Consider the following 17,654-nt stretch of genomic DNA (forward strand, 5'->3'; position numbering starts at 1 on the left):
TAGAAGGGAGGGAAGCAGAGAGGACCGGGCACCGTGACGGTGATTCTCGACGGCGTCTCCGTGCGTTCGCACGGCGAGGTCTGGCTGGCCGACGTCAACCTCGAATTATCCCCTGGAATGACCACCCTGATCGGCCCGATGACGGCGGGAAAGACGACGTTGATGCGGGTCGCAGCCGGTTTGCTGACCCCCGACGCGGGCCGCGTGCTGGTCAACGGTAAAGACCTCACACGAATGTCGGTGCGCAAACGTTCGGTGGCCTTCGTCTACCAGCAATTCATCAATTATCCGTCGCTCACCGTCTACGAGAACATCGCCTCACCGCTCCGCCTCGACCCCCGTTTCCGGCGCGACGGCGTGGACCGCCGGGTGCGCGAGGTGGCCGAGCTGATGGGCATCGAGAACCTGCTACGGCGCAGGCCCGCCGAGCTGTCGGGCGGCCAGCAGCAGCGCACCGCCATCGCCCGCGCCCTGGCCCGCCCCGTCGACCTGCTGCTGCTCGACGAGCCGCTGGCCAATCTGGACTTCAAGCTGCGCGAGCAGTTGCGCGCCGACCTGAAGAGCATGTTCGCCGGCTCGCCCGGCGTCGTGCTCTACGCCACCGCCGACCCGGCCGAGGCGCTGACGTTCGCCGCGCCGACCGTGGTGCTCGGCGAGGGCAGGGTGCGGCACGTCGGCGACGTCGCCGACATGTACGCCCGCCCGCCCACGCTGGCCGTGGCCGCCACGCTCAGCGACCCGCCGCTCAACGTGCTGCCAGGCGTCGTCAGGGACGGCCGCGTCGAGGTGCTCGGCACCGGCGGCGAGCAGGAGGTCGTGCTCGGCGTACGCCCCCACCAGGTGACGATCGGCCGGGGCCGGCCCGGCGCGCTGGAACTGCCCGCCGAGATCAGGCTCGCCGAGGTGACGGGCAGCGCGACGTTCCTGCACCTGCTTCTCCAGGGCGGCCGCCACCTGGTCGCCCACCTGCCGGGCACCCAGCGGTTCACGCCCGGCGAGACCACGCGCGCCTACATCGATCCGGCCCACGTCCTCGTCTTCGACAAGGACGGCCGGCTGGCCGGCACGAGCACGGCGGAGGTGGGCCGGCATGGCTGACATCCGGCTCGACGGCGTGGGCCACAGCTATGACGGCGGGAAGACCTGGGCGCTGAAGCCGATGACCTGGACGTGGCGCGACGCGCGGGCGTACGCGCTGCTCGGCCCGAGCGGCTGCGGCAAGACGACGCTGCTGAACATCATCTCCGGCCTCATCACCCCCACGGTGGGCCGCGTCTACTTCGACGAGCGCGACGTCACGGGCGTGCCGACGGCTGGCCGCGACATCGCGCAGGTCTTCCAGTTCCCCGTCCTGTACGAGGAGATGTCGGTCTACGACAACCTGGCCTTCCCGCTGCGCAACCGCAAGGTGCCGAAGCAGGAGGTGGACCGGCGGGTCCGGCAGGTCTCGCAGCTGCTCGGCCTCGACCAGGTGCTGGGCCGCAGGTCGCGCCGGCTCGACCCGGGCCGGCAGCAGATCGTCAGCCTGGGCAGGGGCCTCGTCCGCGCCCAGGTGGCCGCGGTGCTGCTGGACGAGCCGCTGACGGTGGTGGACCCGGCGCTGAAGTGGACGCTGCGCAGCAAGCTGAAGGAGATCCACCGCGACACCGGCCACACGCTCATCTACGTCACCCACGACCAGACCGAGGCGCTGACGTTCGCCGACGAGGTGGTGGTGGTCAACGACGGCGAGATCGTGCAGGCCGGGGAGCCGGCGGAGCTGTTCCTGTCGCCGGCGCACGAGTTCGTCGGGCACTTCATCGGCTCGCCCGGCATGAACGTCGTGCCGGCCGAGATCGCCGGCGGCGTGGTCCGCGTGAACGGCGGCGACGTGGGCGCGGCGGACGACGGCCTGCCGCCCGGGCCGGTGCGGATCGGGGTGCGGCCGGAGTTCGTGGAGATCGGCGGGCCTGAGACGTCGCCGGGCGTGCCGGCCAGGGTGACCGAAGTGGACAGGATGGGCGCGTACGACCTCGTCCACACGGTGGCCGGTGAGCACCGCGTAATCGTCAAGACCGAGGCGGGCGCGCCCTACCGGCCGGACGACGGCGTCCACCTGCATTTTCCCGCCGAACGCACATTCCTGTTCAGGGACCAGGTCAGGTGCGGCTCGCTCGCACCCCTGCATGAGAGGGGCCTGGCGTGAGCGAACAGGCGGCGGTCGCGACGGAGGTGGCGGACGAGCCGCGCGTCACCCCCAAGCGCCGCGACAACCGGGCCTGGTGGCTGGTGCTGCCGGTGGTGGTGTCGGTGGCGTTCACGGCGGTGATCCCGCTGATGACCGTGGTCAACTTCTCCGTGCAGGACGTCTTCGGCCCGCACGACCGGGTGTTCGTCGGCCTGGAGTGGTTCCGGTCGATCGCGCGTGACCCGGAGGTGCGCGGGGCGCTGCTGCGCACGCTGCTGTTCTCCGCGCAGGTGCTGCTGCTGGAGATCCCGCTCGGCGTGGCGCTGGCCGTGGTGATGCCGCGCAGGGGCGTCGGCGTGTCGGTGGCGCTGGTGCTGGTCGCGCTGCCGCTGCTCATCCCGTGGAACGTGGTGGGCACGATCTGGCAGATCTTCGCCCGCGGCGACATCGGGCTGGGCGGCTGGGCGGTCAACAACGTGCTCGGCGTCAACTTCAACTACACGCTCGACTCGACCGACGCCTGGATCACGGTGCTGGTCATGGACGTGTGGCACTGGACGCCGCTGGTGGCGCTGCTGGCGTACGCGGGGCTGCGCTCGATCCCCGAGCCGTACTTCCAGGCCGCGCAGATCGACGCGGCCTCGGCGTGGGCCACGTTCCGGCACATCCAGCTTCCCCGGCTGCGCGGGGTGCTGACGATCGCGATCCTGCTCAGGTTCATGGACAGCTTCATGATCTACACCGAGCCGTTCGTGGTGACCGGCGGCGGCCCGGGCAACGCGACGTCGTTCCTCAGCATCCTGCTGTCGAAGATCGCGGTCGGCCAGTTCGACCTGGGCCCCGCGGGCGCGTTCTCGCTGCTCTATTTCCTCATCGTGCAGGTCTTCTGTTACGTCTTCTTCACCGTGCTCACCAGGTCGGGGAGGTGAGGCGAATGGCGCGGACCACCGGCCGGCGGCTCCCCTGGGCGCGCACGGTCTTCTGGTTGTACGTGGCCACGCTCATGCTGCCGCTGCTGTGGATGTTCGGCATGTCGATCAGGCCCAACGAGGACATCCTCGGCAGTTTCTCGCTCATTCCGCAGCGGGTGACGTTCGACAATTACGCCGCCTTCTTCGGCGACCCGGCGTGGTATTCGAGCTACCTCAACTCGATCATCTACACCTCGCTGAACGCGGTGCTGTCGCTGCTGGTGGCGCTGCCCGCGGCGTACGCGTTCTCGCGGTTCCGCTTCGCCGGCGACAAGCATCTGTTCTTCTGGCTGCTGACCAATCGCATGGCGCCGCCGGCGGTTTTCCTGCTGCCGTTCTTCCAGATCTACCAGAGCGTCGGCCTGTTCGACACGCATCTCGGCGTGGCCATCGCGCACATGCTGTTCAACGTCCCGCTGGCGGTGTGGATCCTGGAGGGATTCATGTCCGGAATTCCACGGGAAATAGACGAGACCGCGGCCGTCGACGGTTATTCGCTGCCGCGTTTCTTCATCAGGATCTTCCTGCCGATGATCCGCTCGGCGATCGGCGTCACGCTGTTCTTCTGCTTCATGTTCAGCTGGGTCGAGCTGCTGATCGCGCGGACGATCACCTCGGTCGACGCCAAGCCCATCGCGGCGACGATGACCCGCACGGTGAGCGCGGCCGGCGTGGACTGGGCGCTGCTGGCCGCGGCCGGGGTGCTCACCATCGTGCCGGGCGCGGTCGTCATCTGGTTCGTGCGCAACTACATCGCCAAGGGCTTCGCGCTGGGGAGGGTCTAGATGCTCGAGTGGATGGTCTGGACCGTCCCGACCGCCCTGGTGTTCGCCGGGCTGGCCCTGCTGCTGGTCGTCATGGCGGTGTGGGCGCGCATCTCGCCGCCCGTCGCGAGGCGGGGGTTCCTGCGCATCGAGACCGATCGCGGTGACCGGCTCTACATCGGCCTGATCAGCGCCGCCGTCGTGCTGGCCGGCTGGATCGCGATCACCGACCTGTCCATGTGGCTCGCGCTCGGCTGCGCGGTGCTGGTGGCGGTCGTGATCGGCATATGGGGATGACAGAGAAGGAGCCGAACGATGAGGCATCGGGCAGGCAGGTCGGCGATCGCAGGTCTCACCGCGATGGTGGTGATGGCGGCCGGCTGCACGCAGGGCGCCGAGCGGCCGGCCTCCGACTACACGGAGGCCGGCGGTGAGGCGGCGGCCGAGCGGTGGGTGTCGCAGGAGTTCACCCCCAGCACGCTGAGCAAGGAGCAGCAGCTCGCGGAGATGGACTGGTTCATCAAGGCCGCGGCGCCGTACCGGGGGATGCAGATCAACGTGGTCTCCGAGACGATCACCACCCACGAGTACGAGTCGCGCCGGCTCGCGAAGGCGTTCACCGAGATCACCGGCATCCGCATCAAGCACGACCTGATCCAGGAAGGCGACGTCGTCGAGAAGCTGCAGACCCAGATCCAGGGTGAGCAGAACATCTACGACGCCTACGTCAACGACTCCGACCTGATCGGCACCCACTCGCGCGGCGACTACGTGGTGCCGCTGTCGGACTACATGGCCGGCGAGGGCAGGACCGTCACCTCCCCCACGCTCGACCTCGACGACTTCATCGGCATCAGCTTCACGACCGGCCCGGACAAGAAGATCTACCAGCTGCCCGACCAGCAGTTCGCCAACCTCTACTGGTTCCGCTACGACTGGTTCACCGACCCGGCGATCAAGAAGCAGTTCAAGGACGCCTACGGCTACGACCTGGGCGTCCCGGTCAACTGGGCGGCCTACGAGGACATCGCCGAGTTCTTCACCACCAAGGTCAACGGCAACGGCACGATCGACGGCCAGAAGGTCTACGGCCACATGGACTACGGCCGCAAGGACCCGTCGCTGGGCTGGCGCTTCACCGACGCGTGGCTGTCGATGGCGGGCAACGGCGACCCCGGCATCCCCAACGGCCTGCCGGTGGACGACTGGGGCATCCGGGTGGAGAACTGCCGCCCGGTCGGTTCCTCGGTCACCCGGGGCGGCGACACCAACGGCCCGGCCGCCGTCTACGCGCTCACCAAATACGTGGACTGGCTGAAGAAGTACGCGCCGCGCGAGGCGGCCGGCATGAACTTCAGCGAGGCGGGCCCGGTGCCGGCCCAGGGCAACGTCGCCCAGCAGATCTTCTGGTACACCTCGTTCACCGCCGACATGACCAAGCCGGGCCTGCCGGTGGTCAACGAGGACGGCACGCCGAAGTGGCGCATCGCGCCGAGCCCGCACGGGGCGTACTGGAAGGACGGCCACAAGCTGGGCTACCAGGACGCCGGCTCCTGGACGCTGCTCAAGAGCACCCCGCAGGACCGCCGCGCCGCGGCCTGGCTGTACGCGCAGTTCGTCACCTCGAAGACGGTGTCGCTGAAGAAGTCGATCGTCGGGCTGACCTTCATCCGCGAGTCGGACATCAAGAGCGACTACTTCGCCGACAACGCCGACAAGTACGGCGGCCTGATCGAGTTCTACGGCTCACCGGCCCGCGTGCAGTGGACGCCGACCGGCACGAACGTGCCCGACTACCCGAAGCTGGCGCAGCTGTGGTGGCAGAACGTGGCGACGGCGGTGACCGGCGAGACCACACCGCAGCAGTCGATGGACAACCTGGCCAAGCAGCAGGACGACATCATGGCCCGGCTGGAGCGGCTCTCGCGCGAGCGGGAGGGATACGGCGGCCAGTGCGCGCCCAAGCTGAACCCGGAGCAGCCGGCCCAGTACTGGTTCGACCAGCCCGGCGCGCCCGCGCCGAAGCTGGCCGACGAGCGGGGCAAGCCGGAGACCGTGGACTACGACAAGCTCATCGCGACGTGGAAGCAGGGGAACTAGCGAGGTTGGCGGCCAGCCAGTCGAAGGCCCGCTCCTGCATGGGCACGTCGAAGCTGTGCGGCACGTCGGCGAAGACGGCCTCGTACGCGCCGGGCGCGTCGCGGTAGCGCTCGGCGATGACGGCGTGCGCCCTCCTGATGCCCTGCTCGGGGAAGAGGCGGTCGCGCATGGCGTACTGGACCATGAGCGGCGCGGGCGCGCGGGCGGCCACCAGGTCGGGGTAGTCGCCGAGGCGCGGCAGTCCGGGCGGCCACAACATCCAGGTGTGCTTCTCGACGTGCCCGCCGAGCATGTCGCGGAAGGAGGAGGCCATCGCGGCGACCACGACCGCGCGCATCTCCGGGTCGAACGCGCCGAGCAGCGCGGCCCGCAGCCCGCCGCCCGACAGGCCGGCGCAGCCGACCTCGGTCACGTCGGGGCGCGAGCGCAGGTAGGCGGCCGCCGCGAGGTCCTCGCCCGCGACGACGCCGGTGAACGAGGTGCCGAGCGCGGCGCAGTGCTTGGCCACGACGTGCTCGTGGTCGCGGGCGGCCAGGTCGTAGCGGTCGGCCTCGCTCAGCCCGGCCGCCTCGGGCAGCTCCAGGGGGAAGCGGCGGCTGCCCCACACGAACACGTCGTGGGCCAGCACCGCGAAGCCGCGCCTGGCCAGCTCGTCGGCGAAGGCCCGGCCGCCGTAGAGCTCGTCGCGCAGGCGGCGGACCTCGGGGGCCGGCTCCTCGGGGCCGTCGGCGATCTTGTCCTTGCCCGCCCACTTCATGCCGGCGTGGCAGTGCAGCGCCACCACCCCCGGCAGCGGGCCTTCGGCCTTCGCAGGGCGCAGCAGGTACGCCCGCGTGCGCGGGCCGAAGCCCAACGACCAGGACAGCTCCTCGCCGTACAGGTCGCCCGAGTTCCAGGTGCGCTCGACGCGGACGTCGTCCGCCGTGAGGTCGAGCACGCCGATGGCGTCGCGGGCCGCCGCGCGCAGCTCGGGCCCCGGCAGCGCCGGGTAGAGCCCGCGCTGCGCGGCGGCGATGGGGGCCAGCTCAGAGAACACGAGGTGCCTCGCCGATGCGGGCCGGCCCAGCGAGATCCCTGCGGGCCGGCTCAGAGAACACGGGTGCCCTCGTCCCCGAGCAGGACCGGGGCGCCGGTCCTGGCGGAGACGTTGGCGGCGTGGCCGGTCAGCACGCTGCGGATGCCGTCGCGGTAGCCGGCCTGCCGGGCCAGCGGGTCGTCGCCCGGGCCGCGGAAGACGTCGTTCAGCAGCAGGCGGTCGCCGCCGCCGTGGCCGCCCGCGCCGTTCTCGATCGGGATCTCCTCCGGCGGCCCCCAGTGCGGGCGCAGCAGCAGCCGCTCGGACGAGCCGGTGGCGTGCTCCTTGGAGGCGGCGCTCGGGTCGATGGCAGCGTGCACGGGCGTCCACTCCCGCTCCACCACGTCCAGCTCCAGCCGGCCCGCCGTGCCGTTGAAGGCCACCCGGTAGCCCTCCCACGGCGCGTGGGCGTGCAGCGAGTACGTCATGACGGCCCGGTTGGTGTAGCGGACCATGACCGACATGTTGTCGTCGATCGTGATGCCCTCGCCGAAGACGTCCTGGTCGCGCAGGTAGCCGTCCTCGTGCTCGGCGTCGAGGTAGAGCCGCTTGAGCCGCTCGTCGGCGGAGATGTCGAGCAGGAACGGGTCGCTGCCCAGCCCCGGCGCCCCGTGGGCGCGCTCGGGCCGCTCGCCGAGCCCGCGCTTCCCGGCGTTCTCGGCGCCGTAGAAACGCAGCCCGGTCTGCGCGAAGACCATCTCGGGCGCCGCGCCCAGCCACCAGTTGACCAGGTCGAAGTGGTGGGTGGACTTGTGCACCAGCAGGCCGCCCGAGTTGACCCTGTCGCGGTGCCAGCGGCGGAAGTAGTCGGCGCCGTGGATGGTGTCCAGCGTCCACTCGAAGTGCACCGACGTGACCTCGCCGATCGCGCCCCGCTGCAGCAGGCGGCGCACCGCGGAGTTGCGCGGCGAGTAGCGGTAGTTGAAGGTCACGATCAGCTTGCCGCTGCTGCGCTCGGCGGCCGCGGCGATGGCCGCGCAGCCGTCGGCGTCGATGGTGAGCGGCTTCTCCACGATGACGTCACGTCCCGCGTCGAGCGCCGCGCACACGTACGTCGCGTGCGCGGCGTCGACGGTGGTGACGATGACCGCGTCGGCGAGCTCTAGCACCTTGCCGAACTCATCGGGGGCGAAGCACGGCACCTGCTGACCGATCCGCTCGACGTAGTAGTCCATGCGGGTCCGGTTGGTGTCGCACAGGGCGACGATGGTGCCGGCGTCGCGCCACTCCCCGAGCAGCGCGTCGACGTACATCTGCGCGCGGTGCCCGAGCCCGACGAACGCGTACTTCATGACTCTCCTTAGCCGGCGATGGAGGCGTTGGCCTCCGTGATGAACTTCTGCGCGGCGTCATCGGGGGTCATGCGGCCGAACATGACCTCCTCCGAGTAGCGCGTCAGGATGTCCTCCATGGCGCTCGCGCCCTTCGGCGGAGCGGCGGGCGGGTCGGTCAGCTCGCCCTTGGCCTCGTCGAGGAAGGCCAGCGTCTTCTTGTCGGCGTCGGGCAGCTTGTCCTTGACCGCCGCCAGCACCTTCGAGCTGGCCGGCAGGCCGCGGTCGCTGAGGATGATCGCGCCGGCCTCGGGGTCGTTGACCATGAAGTCGATGAACTTGGCGGCCTCGGCGGCGTGCTCGGACTTGGAGGAGGCGGCGTAGAACATGGCGGGCTGCAGGAACATGCCGCCGGTCGTCGCGCCCTCCATCTTCGGCATCCGCAGCAGCTCCAGCTCCTGGCCGGACGCCTTCGCCGCCGCGCCGAGCTGGTTGCTCCACCACATGCCCATCGCGCCGGTGTTGGTGCCGAGCAGCGACTGGTCGATGCTGGTGGCGCCGATCTCGGAGCTCTTGGCCGCCTCGGGCGCGCCCTTAGTGGAGATCAGGTCCTGCATGATCTTCCACCAGTCCTTGATGGTCTGGGGCGACAGACCGAGCTTGTTGCCCTGGTAGAAGGGCTCACCCTTCTGCGCGGCGTAGATCTGCAGGTACGCGGGGTTCCAACTCAGCTGCGTACCGGTGATCTTGCCGCCGCTGCCCGAGGTGATCTTGGCGGACAGGTCGACGTAGTCCTGCCAGGTCCAGTTGGTGTCGTCGGGCATCTCGGCCTTGGCCTCCTTGACCAGGCCGGGGTTGACCAGGAGGGAGAAGGCGTTCACCCCGGTGGGGATGGCGAACTGCTTGCCGTCGATCGCGCCGGTGGCCAGCACCTTGCCGTCGATGTCGGCGGTGTTGACCTTGCTGGCGAGGTCGGCGAGCGTGCCGCGGTCGGCGTACTCGCGCAGGCCGCGGATCTCCAGGCTGATGACGTCGGGGGCGTCGCTGCCGGCGACCTTGGTGGACAGCGTCTCGTAGTAGGAGGCCCAGTCGGAGAACTCGCCCTCGACGTCAATGTTCGGGTTCTTGGCCTCGAACTTCTTGATCGCCTCTTCTGTCATCTTCTGCCGCGCGTCACTGCCCCAGTAGGAGAAGCGCAGCTTGACCTTGCCATCGGCGGCCTCGTCGCCGCTTCCGCTGCCGCAGGCCGCGGTGACCGCCAGCACAGCTGTGGCGAGCAGCGCCGCCGACCACATCTTCTTGCCAGAGCTCACGGCTCTACCTCCTATGGGTGTTCGCTGTCGGGGGGTGGAGGAACTACTTCAGTCCCGTGGTGGCGACACCACGGATCAGGTATTTCTGGCCTGCCAGGAAGAACCCGAAGATAGGACCGAGGGCGATGATCGACATGGCGAACATCGGGCCCCACGACGAGTCGCTACTGGCGTCCAGGAACGTGCGCAACGCTACCGGTACGGTGAAGTTGTCGGGGTTGTTGAGATACAAGAGTTGACTGAGGAAATCGTTCCATGTCCAGATGAAGGTGAAGATCGCCGTCGTGGCCAGCGCGGGCATGCAGAGCGGCATGACGACCCTGATGAAGATGCGCCAATAGCCGGCTCCGTCGATCTCCGCCGCCTCGTCCAGCTCCCTCGGCAGCGTGCGGATGAACTGCACCATCAGGAAGATGAAGAACGCGTCGGTGGCCAGCACCTTCGGCATGATCAGCGGCCAGATCGTGTTGATCATGTCGAGCTTCGAGAACATGATGTACTGCGGCACGATCGTCACGTGCGCCGGCAGCATGATCGTGCCCAGCATGAGCGCGAACCAGAGCTTCTTCAGCGGGAAGTTCAGCCGGGCGAAGGCGTAGGCGGCCAGCGAGCAGGCCACGAGGTTCGCCACCACCGACAGCACGGTGACCACCGCGGAGTTCCACAGGTAATAGCCGAAGGGGTGCTTGAGCGCGTACCAGCCCTCGGTGTAGTTCTCCAGCGTGACCGTGCTCGGCCACAGGCCGGGCTCCCGGAAGATCAGCTCCTCCGGCTTGAGCGAGCTGGAGATCATCCAGAACAGCGGATAGAGCATGATCAGGCCGAAGCCGATCAGCAGGATGTGCTTGACGACCGGCCCGCCGCGGAAGGGGCGGAACAGGACCGGGGTCGGCCTACTTGGTGTCGCCATAGAAGACCCAATACTTGGAAGCGAGGAAGTTCACCCCGGTCAGCCCGGCGATGATCAGCAGCAGGACCCAGGCCATCGCGGCGGCGTAGCCCATGTCGTAGTTCTTGAAGCCGTTGAGGTAGAGGTAGAGCGTGTAGAACAGGGTGGAGTCGGCGGGGCCGCCCCTGCCGCCGCTGACGATGAACGCCTGCGTGAACGACTGGAACGACTTGATGAGCTCCAGCACCAGGTTGAAGAAGATGATGGGCGTCAGCAGCGGCACCGTGATCGACCTGAACTGGCGCAGCGGCCCGGCGCCGTCCACGGCGGCGGCCTCGTAGTAGCTGCTCGGGATCTGCCGCAGACCGGCCAGGAAGATGATCATCGGGGCGCCGAAGGTCCACACGTGCAGGAGGATCAGCGTCGACAGCGCCGTGTCCGGGTCTCCCACCCAGCCGGGGCCCTCGATGCCGAAGATCGCGAGCACCGCGTTCACCAGGCCGTCGGCGCCGAACACCTTGCGCCACAGGATCGCGATCGCGACGCTGCCGCCGAGCAGCGAGGGCAGGTAGAAGATCGAGCGGTAGATCGACAGGCCGCGCAGGCCGCGGTCGAGCACGAGGGCCAGCGCGAGGGCGAAGGCCAGTTGCAGCGGGACCGAGACGACCACGTAGATGGTGGTCACCTTCAGTGAGTTCAGGAACCTCGGGTCCTGCGTGAACATCTTGGCGTAGTTGTCGAACCCGACCCACTTGGCCTCTTCGAGGAGGTTGTAGTCGGTGAACGACAGATACAGGGAGGCGAGGATCGGGCCGACCGTGATGACGAGCAGGCCGGCGAACCAGGGGGCCAGGAAGAGGTAGGCGGCCCGTGCCTCCCGACGGGACCGTTTCGTGGAGCGGTGTCCACCGCGAGGGGCATCAGGCGCCGCCCGCCGGGGTTTCACCGCCACCGAAACTTCAGTCATCACGGACCTTCCGGCGAGTAGTGAACGGATAGCGCTTTCCTATAGCTGGCAGGAAAGTTACGTCAACCCTTTGCAGGCGTTACATAGCCGTTACCGATATATCTTTTCGGCGTTTCTGCAGGTAGCACGCTTGTCCATCGCAGAAGTCTGACGAATTTCGTTACGGTTTAGTACAACCGTTTGCAGACCCCATGTCACCGGGGAGCCGCGGTGGAGTCCCTGATCACGAGCCGGGTCTCCAGCGAGGTCGTGGCGCTCACCTCCTGGATGAGCAGATCGACCGCGAGCCGCCCGGCCGCGGCCGTCGGCATGGCCACCGTGGTGAGCTTCGGCCGGTTGAGCCGCCCCGGCACGATATCGTCAATCCCCACCACGCTGACGTCCTGCGGCACGGACAGCCCGAGGTCGCCGAGGCCCTCGATGAGCCCGATGGCCACCAGGTCGTTGTAGGCCAGCACGCCGGTCACGCCCGAGTCGCGCACCCGCGCCGCCGCCGCGAACCCGCCGCGCTCGGTGGGCGCGTTGGGCCCGACGACGATCAGCTCGACGTCCGGCACCTGCTCGGCCGCCGTACGGATCTCCGCGCTCGTCCACGAACCCGCGGGGCCCGACACCAGCGCGATCCTGCGGTGCCCGAGCCCGGCGAGATGCTCGACCGCCAGCCTGGCGCCGTGGCCGACGTCCATGAGCACGGTGGCCGCGCCGCGCAGCCGCCGGTTGATCACCACGAACGGCACCCGCTCGGCCAAGCGTTCGAGCGCCTTGTTCGACGAGCGCGGGCTGCACAGCACCACGCCGTCCACCTGCTTGGAGAACGCCTGAACCAGCTCCTCCTCCACGGCCGGCTCCTCGTCGGTGTCGGCCACGAACAGGTGGTAGTCGCGCTGCCTGGCCGCCGCGTGCGCGGCCTTGATCAGCGGAGGGAAGAACGGGTTGGCGATGTCGGCCACGATCAGCCCGAGGTTGTGCGTACGCCCGGTCGTCAGCGCCCTGGCCGCCCGGTTGGGCCGGTAGCCCAGCTCCTCGGCCACCGTCAGCACCCTGGTGCGGGTGGCCGCGTTGACCATGTGCGGCGCGGAGAACGTCCGGGAGACCGTCGACACGTGGACGCCGGACGCCCGGGCCACATCGCGAATCGTCACTGTCACAGTCGCCCACCCTAACGCAACCGCTTGCAGGGCCCGCTAGACCGGTGAAAGCGCTTGCCACGCGGCTAGTACGGGAACGCCCGAAGGAATCCGCAGCTAGACGCCCGGTGACGAAATCCCCTCTTGACGCCTCACCCTTCCTGACACAAAGGTTTAGTGCAACTGTTTGCAGTCTTGAAGGAGCCCCACACGGTGAGCAGAGTCCTCGTCACCGGAAGCGCAGGACGCCTCGGCCGCAGCGTGGTCACCACGCTCGCGGCGGCCGGGCACGAGGTCATCGGGGTCGACAGGATCCCAGGGACACCAGAGGAGGCAGCCGCCACGTTACCGGCCGACCTCACCGACACGGGAGAGGCGTTCGAGGTGATGGCGCGGTTCCGTCCTGAGACGGTGATCCACCTGGCCGCCATCGCCACGCCGTTCAGCCATCCCGAGTCGGTGATCTTCAAGGTCAACACGCAGCTCGCGTTCAACGTGTGCGAGGCGTCGGTGGCCCTCGGCGTGGCCGGCGTGGTGGTGGCCAGCAGCCCCACCGTCATGGGGTACGGCGCCCCTGGCGGCTGGGCGCCCCGCTACCTCCCCATCGACGAGGAGCACCCGGTCCTGCCCTGGAACGCCTACAACCTGTCGAAGGTGACCGCCGAGCAGACGATGAAGGCGTTCGCGGCGGCCGGCACGACCAAGCTGGCCGCCGTGCGCCCGTGCTTTGTGATCCCGCCCGAGGAGTGGGCGGGAGCGCCCACGCAGTCCGGCCACACCGTACGCGAGCGGCTCGACCGGCCCGAGCTGGGCGGGGTGTCGCTGTTCAACTACATCGACTCCCGCGACGCCGCCGAGATGATCACCGTGCTCGCCGAGGCGCTGCCCGAGCTGCCGAACGGCGAGGTGTTCTTCGCCGGCGCCGCCGACGCGCTGGCCAGGAAGCCGCTGGCCGACCTGCTCCCCCAGGTGGTGCCCGGCACCGAGGGCTTCGCCGACGGGCTCACCGGCACCACCCCCGCCTTCTCGACCGCCAAGGCAGAGCGCCTGCTCGGCTGGCAGCCCAAGCGCAGCTGGCGTACCGAACTCAAGGATGAGACCTGATGAAACTCAGCGGTGTGCTGTTCTTCCCCGTGACCCCCTTCGACGCCGGCGGCGCGCTGGCCGAGGACGTGCTGGCCGAGCACGTGCGCAAGGGCATGGAGCACGGCCCCGGCGGCGTGTTCGCGGCCTGCGGCACCGGCGAGTTCTCCGCGCTGTCGGAGGACGAGCACGCCCGGGTGGTGCGGGTGAGCACCGAGGTCGTGGCGGGCCGCGCGCCGGTGTTCGCGGGCGCGGGCGGGCCGATCGGCGCGGCGCTGAACCAGGCGCGGGCCGCTCGTGACGCGGGCGCGGACGGGCTGCTGCTCATGCCGCCCTACCTGGCGCAGGGCCCGGGGCACGGCTTCGAGGCGTACGTGCGGGCCGTGGCCGAGGTGCTGCCGGTGATCATCTACCAGCGCGGCTCGGTCGTGCTCGAACCCGAGACCGTGGTCAGGCTGGCGGAGATCCCCGGCGTGATCGGGCTCAAGGACGGCGTCGGCGACATCGACCGCATGCAGCGCATCGTGCTCGCGGTCCGCGAGAGCCACCCCGGCTTCCTGTTCTTCAACGGGCTGCCGACGGCCGAGCTGACCATGCCCGCCTACCGGGGCATCGGCGTGCACCTGTACTCCAGCGCGGTGTTCGCGTTCGCGCCGGAGATCGCGCTGGCGTACCTGAACGGCGACGAGCGGCTGCTCACCGCGTTCTACGCGCCGCTCGTCCGGCTGCGCGGCAAGGTGCCCGGCTATCCCGTGTCGCTGGTCAAGGCCGGCGTACGGCTGCGCGGCCTCGACGTCGGCCGCGTACGCCCGCCGCTGGTCGACGTGACCGACGAGCACCTCGCCGAGCTGGCCGAGCTGATCAAGATCGGGCTGGACCGGGTGGCGTCATGACGATCGCGGAGCTGCGTACCGAGCTGCGCACGGCTCCCCTGCCCCGCCCCTGGGGCGCGGACGTGCCGTACAACCATGTGATCGTCACCCACGTGACGCTCAAGGACGGGCGCACCGGCACCGGGTTCTCATGGACGCCGCAGATCGGCGCGCACGCCGTCAAGGCGCTGCTCGACCACGACATCCGGGAGGCGCTGATCGGCGCGCCCGCCCACCCCGAGGTGGTGTGGGACCTGCTCTGGCGGCACCTGCGCGAGGCCGGGCCCGGCGGGATCACCACGATCGCGCTGGCCGGCGTGGACCTCGCGCTGTGGGACCTGCGCTGCGGCGACGCGGCGCTGCCCGACGTGCTCGGGCGGCGGCGCGACGAGGTGCCGGTCTACGGCAGCGGCGTCAACCTGCACTACCCGATGGAGGAGCTGGTCGAGCAGGCCAGGCGCTGGGTGGCGGCCGGCTTCCGCGGCGTCAAGATCAAGGTGGGCCGCCCCGACCTGGCCGAGGACGTCGCCAGGGTCGCCGCCGTCCGCGAGGTGATCGGCCCCGACCGGCTGCTGATGATCGACGCCAACCAGCGCTGGGACCTGCACAGGGCCCGGCGCGCGATGGCCGCGCTGCGCGAGTTCGGCCCGCACTGGATCGAGGAGCCGCTGCCCGCCGACGACGTGGCCGCCCACGTGGAGCTGCGCCGCTCGATCGACGTGCCGATCGCCGTCGGTGAGAACGTCTACACCACCTACGGCTTCCGCGACCTGCTGGCCGCCGGGGCGTGCGACGTGGTGCAGCCGAACGTGGTGCGGGTCGGCGGCATCACACCGTTCCTGCGGATCGCCGAGCTGGCGCGCACCTACGACGTGCCGGTCTATCCGCACCTGCTGAGCGAGGTGTCGGGGCAGCTCGCGCTCTCGCTGCCGCTGCCGGTCATGGTGGAGGACGTCGAGGACGCCTCCTTCGCCCGGCTCGGGCTGCTGGCGGAGCCGTACCCGGTGGCGGTGTCGGACGGCGTGCTGCGCGCCGGCGGGCACGCCGGGCTCGGGCTGAGGTGGTCGTGATGGCGCCGGCCAAGGTCGTCCTCGCGGGAGCCAACGGGCACGGCCGCCACCACCTCGGCATCCTGCGCGACCTGACCGCGCGCGGGCTGGTCGAGCTGGCGGGCGTGTGCGACCTGCGGCCCGCCGAGGTGGACTTCTGCACCCCACTCCAGTCGCCCGACCTGGGCGAGCTGATCGCCAAGACCGGCGCGGAGTTCACGATCATCTGCACGCCCATCAACACCCACGCCGACCTCGCGATCACGGCGCTGCGCGGCGGCTCGCACGTGCTGCTGGAGAAGCCGCCCGCGCCGAGCATCGAGGAGCAGCGCAGGATCGCCGAGGTCGTCGCCGAGACCGGGCTGGCCTGCCAGGTCGGCTTCCAGTCGCTCGGCTCGGCCGCCGTGCCCGCCCTGCGGCGGCTGATCGCGGGCGGCTCGCTCGGCCGGGTACGCGGCATCGGCGGGTCCGGCGCGTGGGAGCGGCCTTCCGCGTACTTCACCCGCGCCCCCTGGTCGGGGCGGCGCCGGCTGAACGGCGTGGACGTGATGGACGGCGCGCTGACCAACCCGTTCGCGCACGCCACCGCCACCGCGCTGGCCCTCGTGGACGCCCCCATCGCCGCGATCGAGACCGAGCTCTACCACGCCCACCCCATCGAGTCCGACGACACCTCCTGCGTACGGATCCGGCTGGAGGACGGGCTCGTGATCACCATCGCGGTCACGCTGTGCGCGCCCGAGTCGGTGCCACGGCACGAGCCTTACCTGGTGGTGCACGGTGACCGGGGGCGGGCGACGCTGACGTACACCAACGACCGGCTCAAGGTGGAGCTGGCCGACGGCTCGGTCACCACGACCGTGCACGGCCGCGCGGGGCTGCTGGAGAACCTCATCGACCACGTCCGCACCGGCGCCGAGCTGCTGGCGCCGCTGGCCGTGACCGAGCGGTTCACCCAGGTGGTGGACGCGATCAGGCTCTCGCCCGAGCCGGTGCCGATCCCCGAGCGGCACCAGCTCGTCCTCAGGGACGCCGACGGCGAGGTGGCCGGCCGGGTCCTGCCCGGCGTGGTCGAGCTGACCCGGCGCAGCGCCGACGAGCTGGCGCTCTACTCCGAGCTGGACGCGCCGTGGACGCGGGTGGCGCTGCTGGTGCCGGGCGCCGAGGTGGCCGCCTACGACTGGCGTCCCGACCTGCCCGCCACGGACTCGCCGCGCCCCTACCTGCACGACGTCCGTACGCTCGGCGGCGTGGAGGTCACCCAGGTCAGGCCCGACGACCACGTGCACCACCTGGGGGCCGGAGTCGCGATCTCCGACCTCGGCGGGGCCAACTTCTGGGGCGGGCGCACGTACGTCAGGGACCAGGGGCCGACCTGGCTGGACAATCACGGCACCCAGCGGCACCTGGCCTTCACCCGGCTCGACGACGGCGGCTTCACCGAGCTGCTGGAGTGGGCGGGGCCCGGCGGGCCGCTGGTCCGAGAGGAGCGCACGGTGGCCGCCCGGCCGCTGGGCGAGGCGTGGGCGCTGGACTTCGCGTTCACGCTCACCAACCTCACCGGGGCGCCGTTGACGATCGAGAGCTCGGCCACCAAGGGCCGGGCCGGCGCCGGGTACGGCGGCTTCTTCTGGCGGGCGCCCGGCACCTCCGTCGACCGGGTCACGCTGCCCGGCGACGAGCAGGCCGTGCACGGCAGCCGGCAGCCGTGGGTGGCCATGTCGGGCACCACGCCCGACGGACGCGGCTGGACGCTGGTCTTCGTGCAGGCCGACGGGGACCCGTGGTTCGTCCGGGTGGCGGATTATCCGGGGGTGGGTCAGGCGCTGGCCTGGGACACGCCGCTGACCTTCGAGCACACGCTGTCGCGGCGGGTGGTCACGGTCGTGGCGGACGGCCGGCTGACGGCGGGCGAGGCTGGGGAGCTGGCGTCCGCCGTCACCTTCTGACGACCACCTCAGGGCTCCGGCGGCACCTCGCCGGAGCCCTCCACCCGGCACCCCCGC

At 70.1% G+C, this 17,654-nt stretch carries 16 protein-coding genes; 10 read left to right on the top strand and 6 right to left on the bottom strand.

The features are described from left to right. Nucleotides 1-33: 33 nt before the first annotated feature. From ACFFR3_RS03035 to ACFFR3_RS03060, 6 genes are read left to right on the top strand one after another with little or no spacing between them, the layout of a single operon-like run. A complete protein-coding gene (locus ACFFR3_RS03035; protein ID WP_364365775.1) occupies nucleotides 34-1,098 on the top strand; it encodes an ABC transporter ATP-binding protein in 1,065 nt (354 codons plus the stop codon). Then, on the top strand, nucleotides 1,091-2,185 hold the full coding sequence (locus tag ACFFR3_RS03040) for an ABC transporter ATP-binding protein (RefSeq protein ID WP_379482548.1): 1,095 nt from the start codon (nucleotides 1,091-1,093) through the stop codon (nucleotides 2,183-2,185). The genes ACFFR3_RS03035 and ACFFR3_RS03040 overlap by 8 nt, the downstream gene beginning before the upstream one ends. Then, the gene (locus ACFFR3_RS03045) at nucleotides 2,182-3,096 is read left to right on the top strand and encodes a carbohydrate ABC transporter permease (protein WP_345397208.1); all 915 of its coding nucleotides are present in this window, start codon (nucleotides 2,182-2,184) and stop codon (nucleotides 3,094-3,096) included. Before ACFFR3_RS03040 ends, ACFFR3_RS03045 begins: the two co-directional genes overlap by 4 nt. Before the next feature lie 5 nt (nucleotides 3,097-3,101). Beyond that, on the top strand, nucleotides 3,102-3,923 hold the full coding sequence (locus ACFFR3_RS03050; RefSeq protein WP_345397205.1) for a carbohydrate ABC transporter permease: 822 nt from the start codon (nucleotides 3,102-3,104) through the stop codon (nucleotides 3,921-3,923). After that, nucleotides 3,924-4,199 carry a DUF2160 domain-containing protein gene (locus tag ACFFR3_RS03055; protein WP_345397202.1) on the top strand — a complete coding sequence of 92 codons (276 nt, stop codon included), beginning with the start codon at nucleotides 3,924-3,926 and terminating at the stop codon, nucleotides 4,197-4,199. It begins immediately after the preceding gene. A gap of 18 nt (nucleotides 4,200-4,217) precedes the next feature. Further along, nucleotides 4,218-6,002: an ABC transporter substrate-binding protein gene (locus ACFFR3_RS03060; protein ID WP_364365766.1), complete on the top strand. Its 1,785-nt coding sequence runs from the start codon at nucleotides 4,218-4,220 to the stop codon at nucleotides 6,000-6,002. Here ACFFR3_RS03060 and ACFFR3_RS03065 read toward each other — a convergent pair. The 6 genes from ACFFR3_RS03065 to ACFFR3_RS03090 form a co-directional block, all read right to left on the bottom strand. Further along, on the bottom strand, nucleotides 5,974-7,038 hold the full coding sequence (locus tag ACFFR3_RS03065; protein ID WP_379482549.1) for a dienelactone hydrolase family protein: 1,065 nt from the start codon (nucleotides 7,036-7,038) through the stop codon (nucleotides 5,974-5,976). The two genes, ACFFR3_RS03060 and ACFFR3_RS03065, sit on opposite strands and share 29 nt — an antisense overlap. A 50-nt stretch (nucleotides 7,039-7,088) precedes the next feature. Then, on the bottom strand, nucleotides 7,089-8,369 hold the full coding sequence (locus ACFFR3_RS03070; protein WP_364365760.1) for a Gfo/Idh/MocA family protein: 1,281 nt from the start codon (nucleotides 8,367-8,369) through the stop codon (nucleotides 7,089-7,091). Nucleotides 8,370-8,377: 8 nt separating this feature from the next. After that, the gene (locus ACFFR3_RS03075; RefSeq protein ID WP_364365757.1) at nucleotides 8,378-9,661 is read right to left on the bottom strand and encodes an ABC transporter substrate-binding protein; all 1,284 of its coding nucleotides are present in this window, start codon (nucleotides 9,659-9,661) and stop codon (nucleotides 8,378-8,380) included. Between the two features lie 43 nt (nucleotides 9,662-9,704). Further along, a complete protein-coding gene (locus tag ACFFR3_RS03080) occupies nucleotides 9,705-10,571 on the bottom strand; it encodes a carbohydrate ABC transporter permease (protein ID WP_345397181.1) in 867 nt (288 codons plus the stop codon). Further along, nucleotides 10,555-11,517 (bottom strand): carbohydrate ABC transporter permease, encoded by a 963-nt coding sequence (locus ACFFR3_RS03085; protein WP_364365753.1) that lies wholly within the window; start codon nucleotides 11,515-11,517, stop codon nucleotides 10,555-10,557. The genes ACFFR3_RS03080 and ACFFR3_RS03085 overlap by 17 nt, the downstream gene beginning before the upstream one ends. Before the next feature lie 194 nt (nucleotides 11,518-11,711). After that, nucleotides 11,712-12,665 (bottom strand): LacI family DNA-binding transcriptional regulator, encoded by a 954-nt coding sequence (locus tag ACFFR3_RS03090; RefSeq protein WP_345397178.1) that lies wholly within the window; start codon nucleotides 12,663-12,665, stop codon nucleotides 11,712-11,714. A gap of 192 nt (nucleotides 12,666-12,857) precedes the next feature. On the opposite strand from ACFFR3_RS03090, the gene ACFFR3_RS03095 reads away from it, so the two are divergent. Genes ACFFR3_RS03095 through ACFFR3_RS03110 form a run of 4 tightly spaced genes read left to right on the top strand, consistent with a single transcriptional unit; the run spans nucleotide 12,858 to nucleotide 17,597 of the window. Then, nucleotides 12,858-13,748, top strand: coding sequence for an NAD-dependent epimerase/dehydratase family protein (locus ACFFR3_RS03095; RefSeq protein WP_364365750.1), 891 nt, complete (start codon nucleotides 12,858-12,860; stop codon nucleotides 13,746-13,748). Next, complete coding sequence (locus ACFFR3_RS03100; protein WP_345397176.1) at nucleotides 13,748-14,620, top strand: 5-dehydro-4-deoxyglucarate dehydratase; 873 nt, start codon at nucleotides 13,748-13,750, stop codon at nucleotides 14,618-14,620. Before ACFFR3_RS03095 ends, ACFFR3_RS03100 begins: the two co-directional genes overlap by 1 nt. Next, nucleotides 14,617-15,669 (top strand): mandelate racemase/muconate lactonizing enzyme family protein, encoded by a 1,053-nt coding sequence (locus ACFFR3_RS03105; RefSeq protein ID WP_345397174.1) that lies wholly within the window; start codon nucleotides 14,617-14,619, stop codon nucleotides 15,667-15,669. The genes ACFFR3_RS03100 and ACFFR3_RS03105 overlap by 4 nt, the downstream gene beginning before the upstream one ends. Next, on the top strand, nucleotides 15,669-17,597 hold the full coding sequence (locus ACFFR3_RS03110; RefSeq protein ID WP_364365744.1) for a DUF6807 family protein: 1,929 nt from the start codon (nucleotides 15,669-15,671) through the stop codon (nucleotides 17,595-17,597). The genes ACFFR3_RS03105 and ACFFR3_RS03110 overlap by 1 nt, the downstream gene beginning before the upstream one ends. The last annotated feature ends 57 nt before the right edge of the window (nucleotides 17,598-17,654 follow it).

The organism is Nonomuraea salmonea (assembly GCF_042428605.1).
In the GTDB taxonomy this organism is placed as follows: domain Bacteria; phylum Actinomycetota; class Actinomycetes; order Streptosporangiales; family Streptosporangiaceae; genus Nonomuraea; species Nonomuraea salmonea.

Coding starts and splice junctions, on each gene's coding strand:
- ACFFR3_RS03085 (WP_364365753.1), bottom strand. CDS start 11,517: ATGACTGAAGTTTCGGTGGCGGTGAAACCCCGGCGGGCGGCGCCTGAT.
- ACFFR3_RS03060 (WP_364365766.1), top strand. CDS start 4,218: ATGAGGCATCGGGCAGGCAGGTCGGCGATCGCAGGTCTCACCGCGATG.
- ACFFR3_RS03080 (WP_345397181.1), bottom strand. CDS start 10,571: ATGGCGACACCAAGTAGGCCGACCCCGGTCCTGTTCCGCCCCTTCCGC.
- ACFFR3_RS03070 (WP_364365760.1), bottom strand. CDS start 8,369: ATGAAGTACGCGTTCGTCGGGCTCGGGCACCGCGCGCAGATGTACGTC.
- ACFFR3_RS03105 (WP_345397174.1), top strand. CDS start 14,617: ATGACGATCGCGGAGCTGCGTACCGAGCTGCGCACGGCTCCCCTGCCC.
- ACFFR3_RS03040 (WP_379482548.1), top strand. CDS start 1,091: ATGGCTGACATCCGGCTCGACGGCGTGGGCCACAGCTATGACGGCGGG.
- ACFFR3_RS03055 (WP_345397202.1), top strand. CDS start 3,924: ATGCTCGAGTGGATGGTCTGGACCGTCCCGACCGCCCTGGTGTTCGCC.
- ACFFR3_RS03050 (WP_345397205.1), top strand. CDS start 3,102: ATGGCGCGGACCACCGGCCGGCGGCTCCCCTGGGCGCGCACGGTCTTC.
- ACFFR3_RS03100 (WP_345397176.1), top strand. CDS start 13,748: ATGAAACTCAGCGGTGTGCTGTTCTTCCCCGTGACCCCCTTCGACGCC.
- ACFFR3_RS03110 (WP_364365744.1), top strand. CDS start 15,669: ATGGCGCCGGCCAAGGTCGTCCTCGCGGGAGCCAACGGGCACGGCCGC.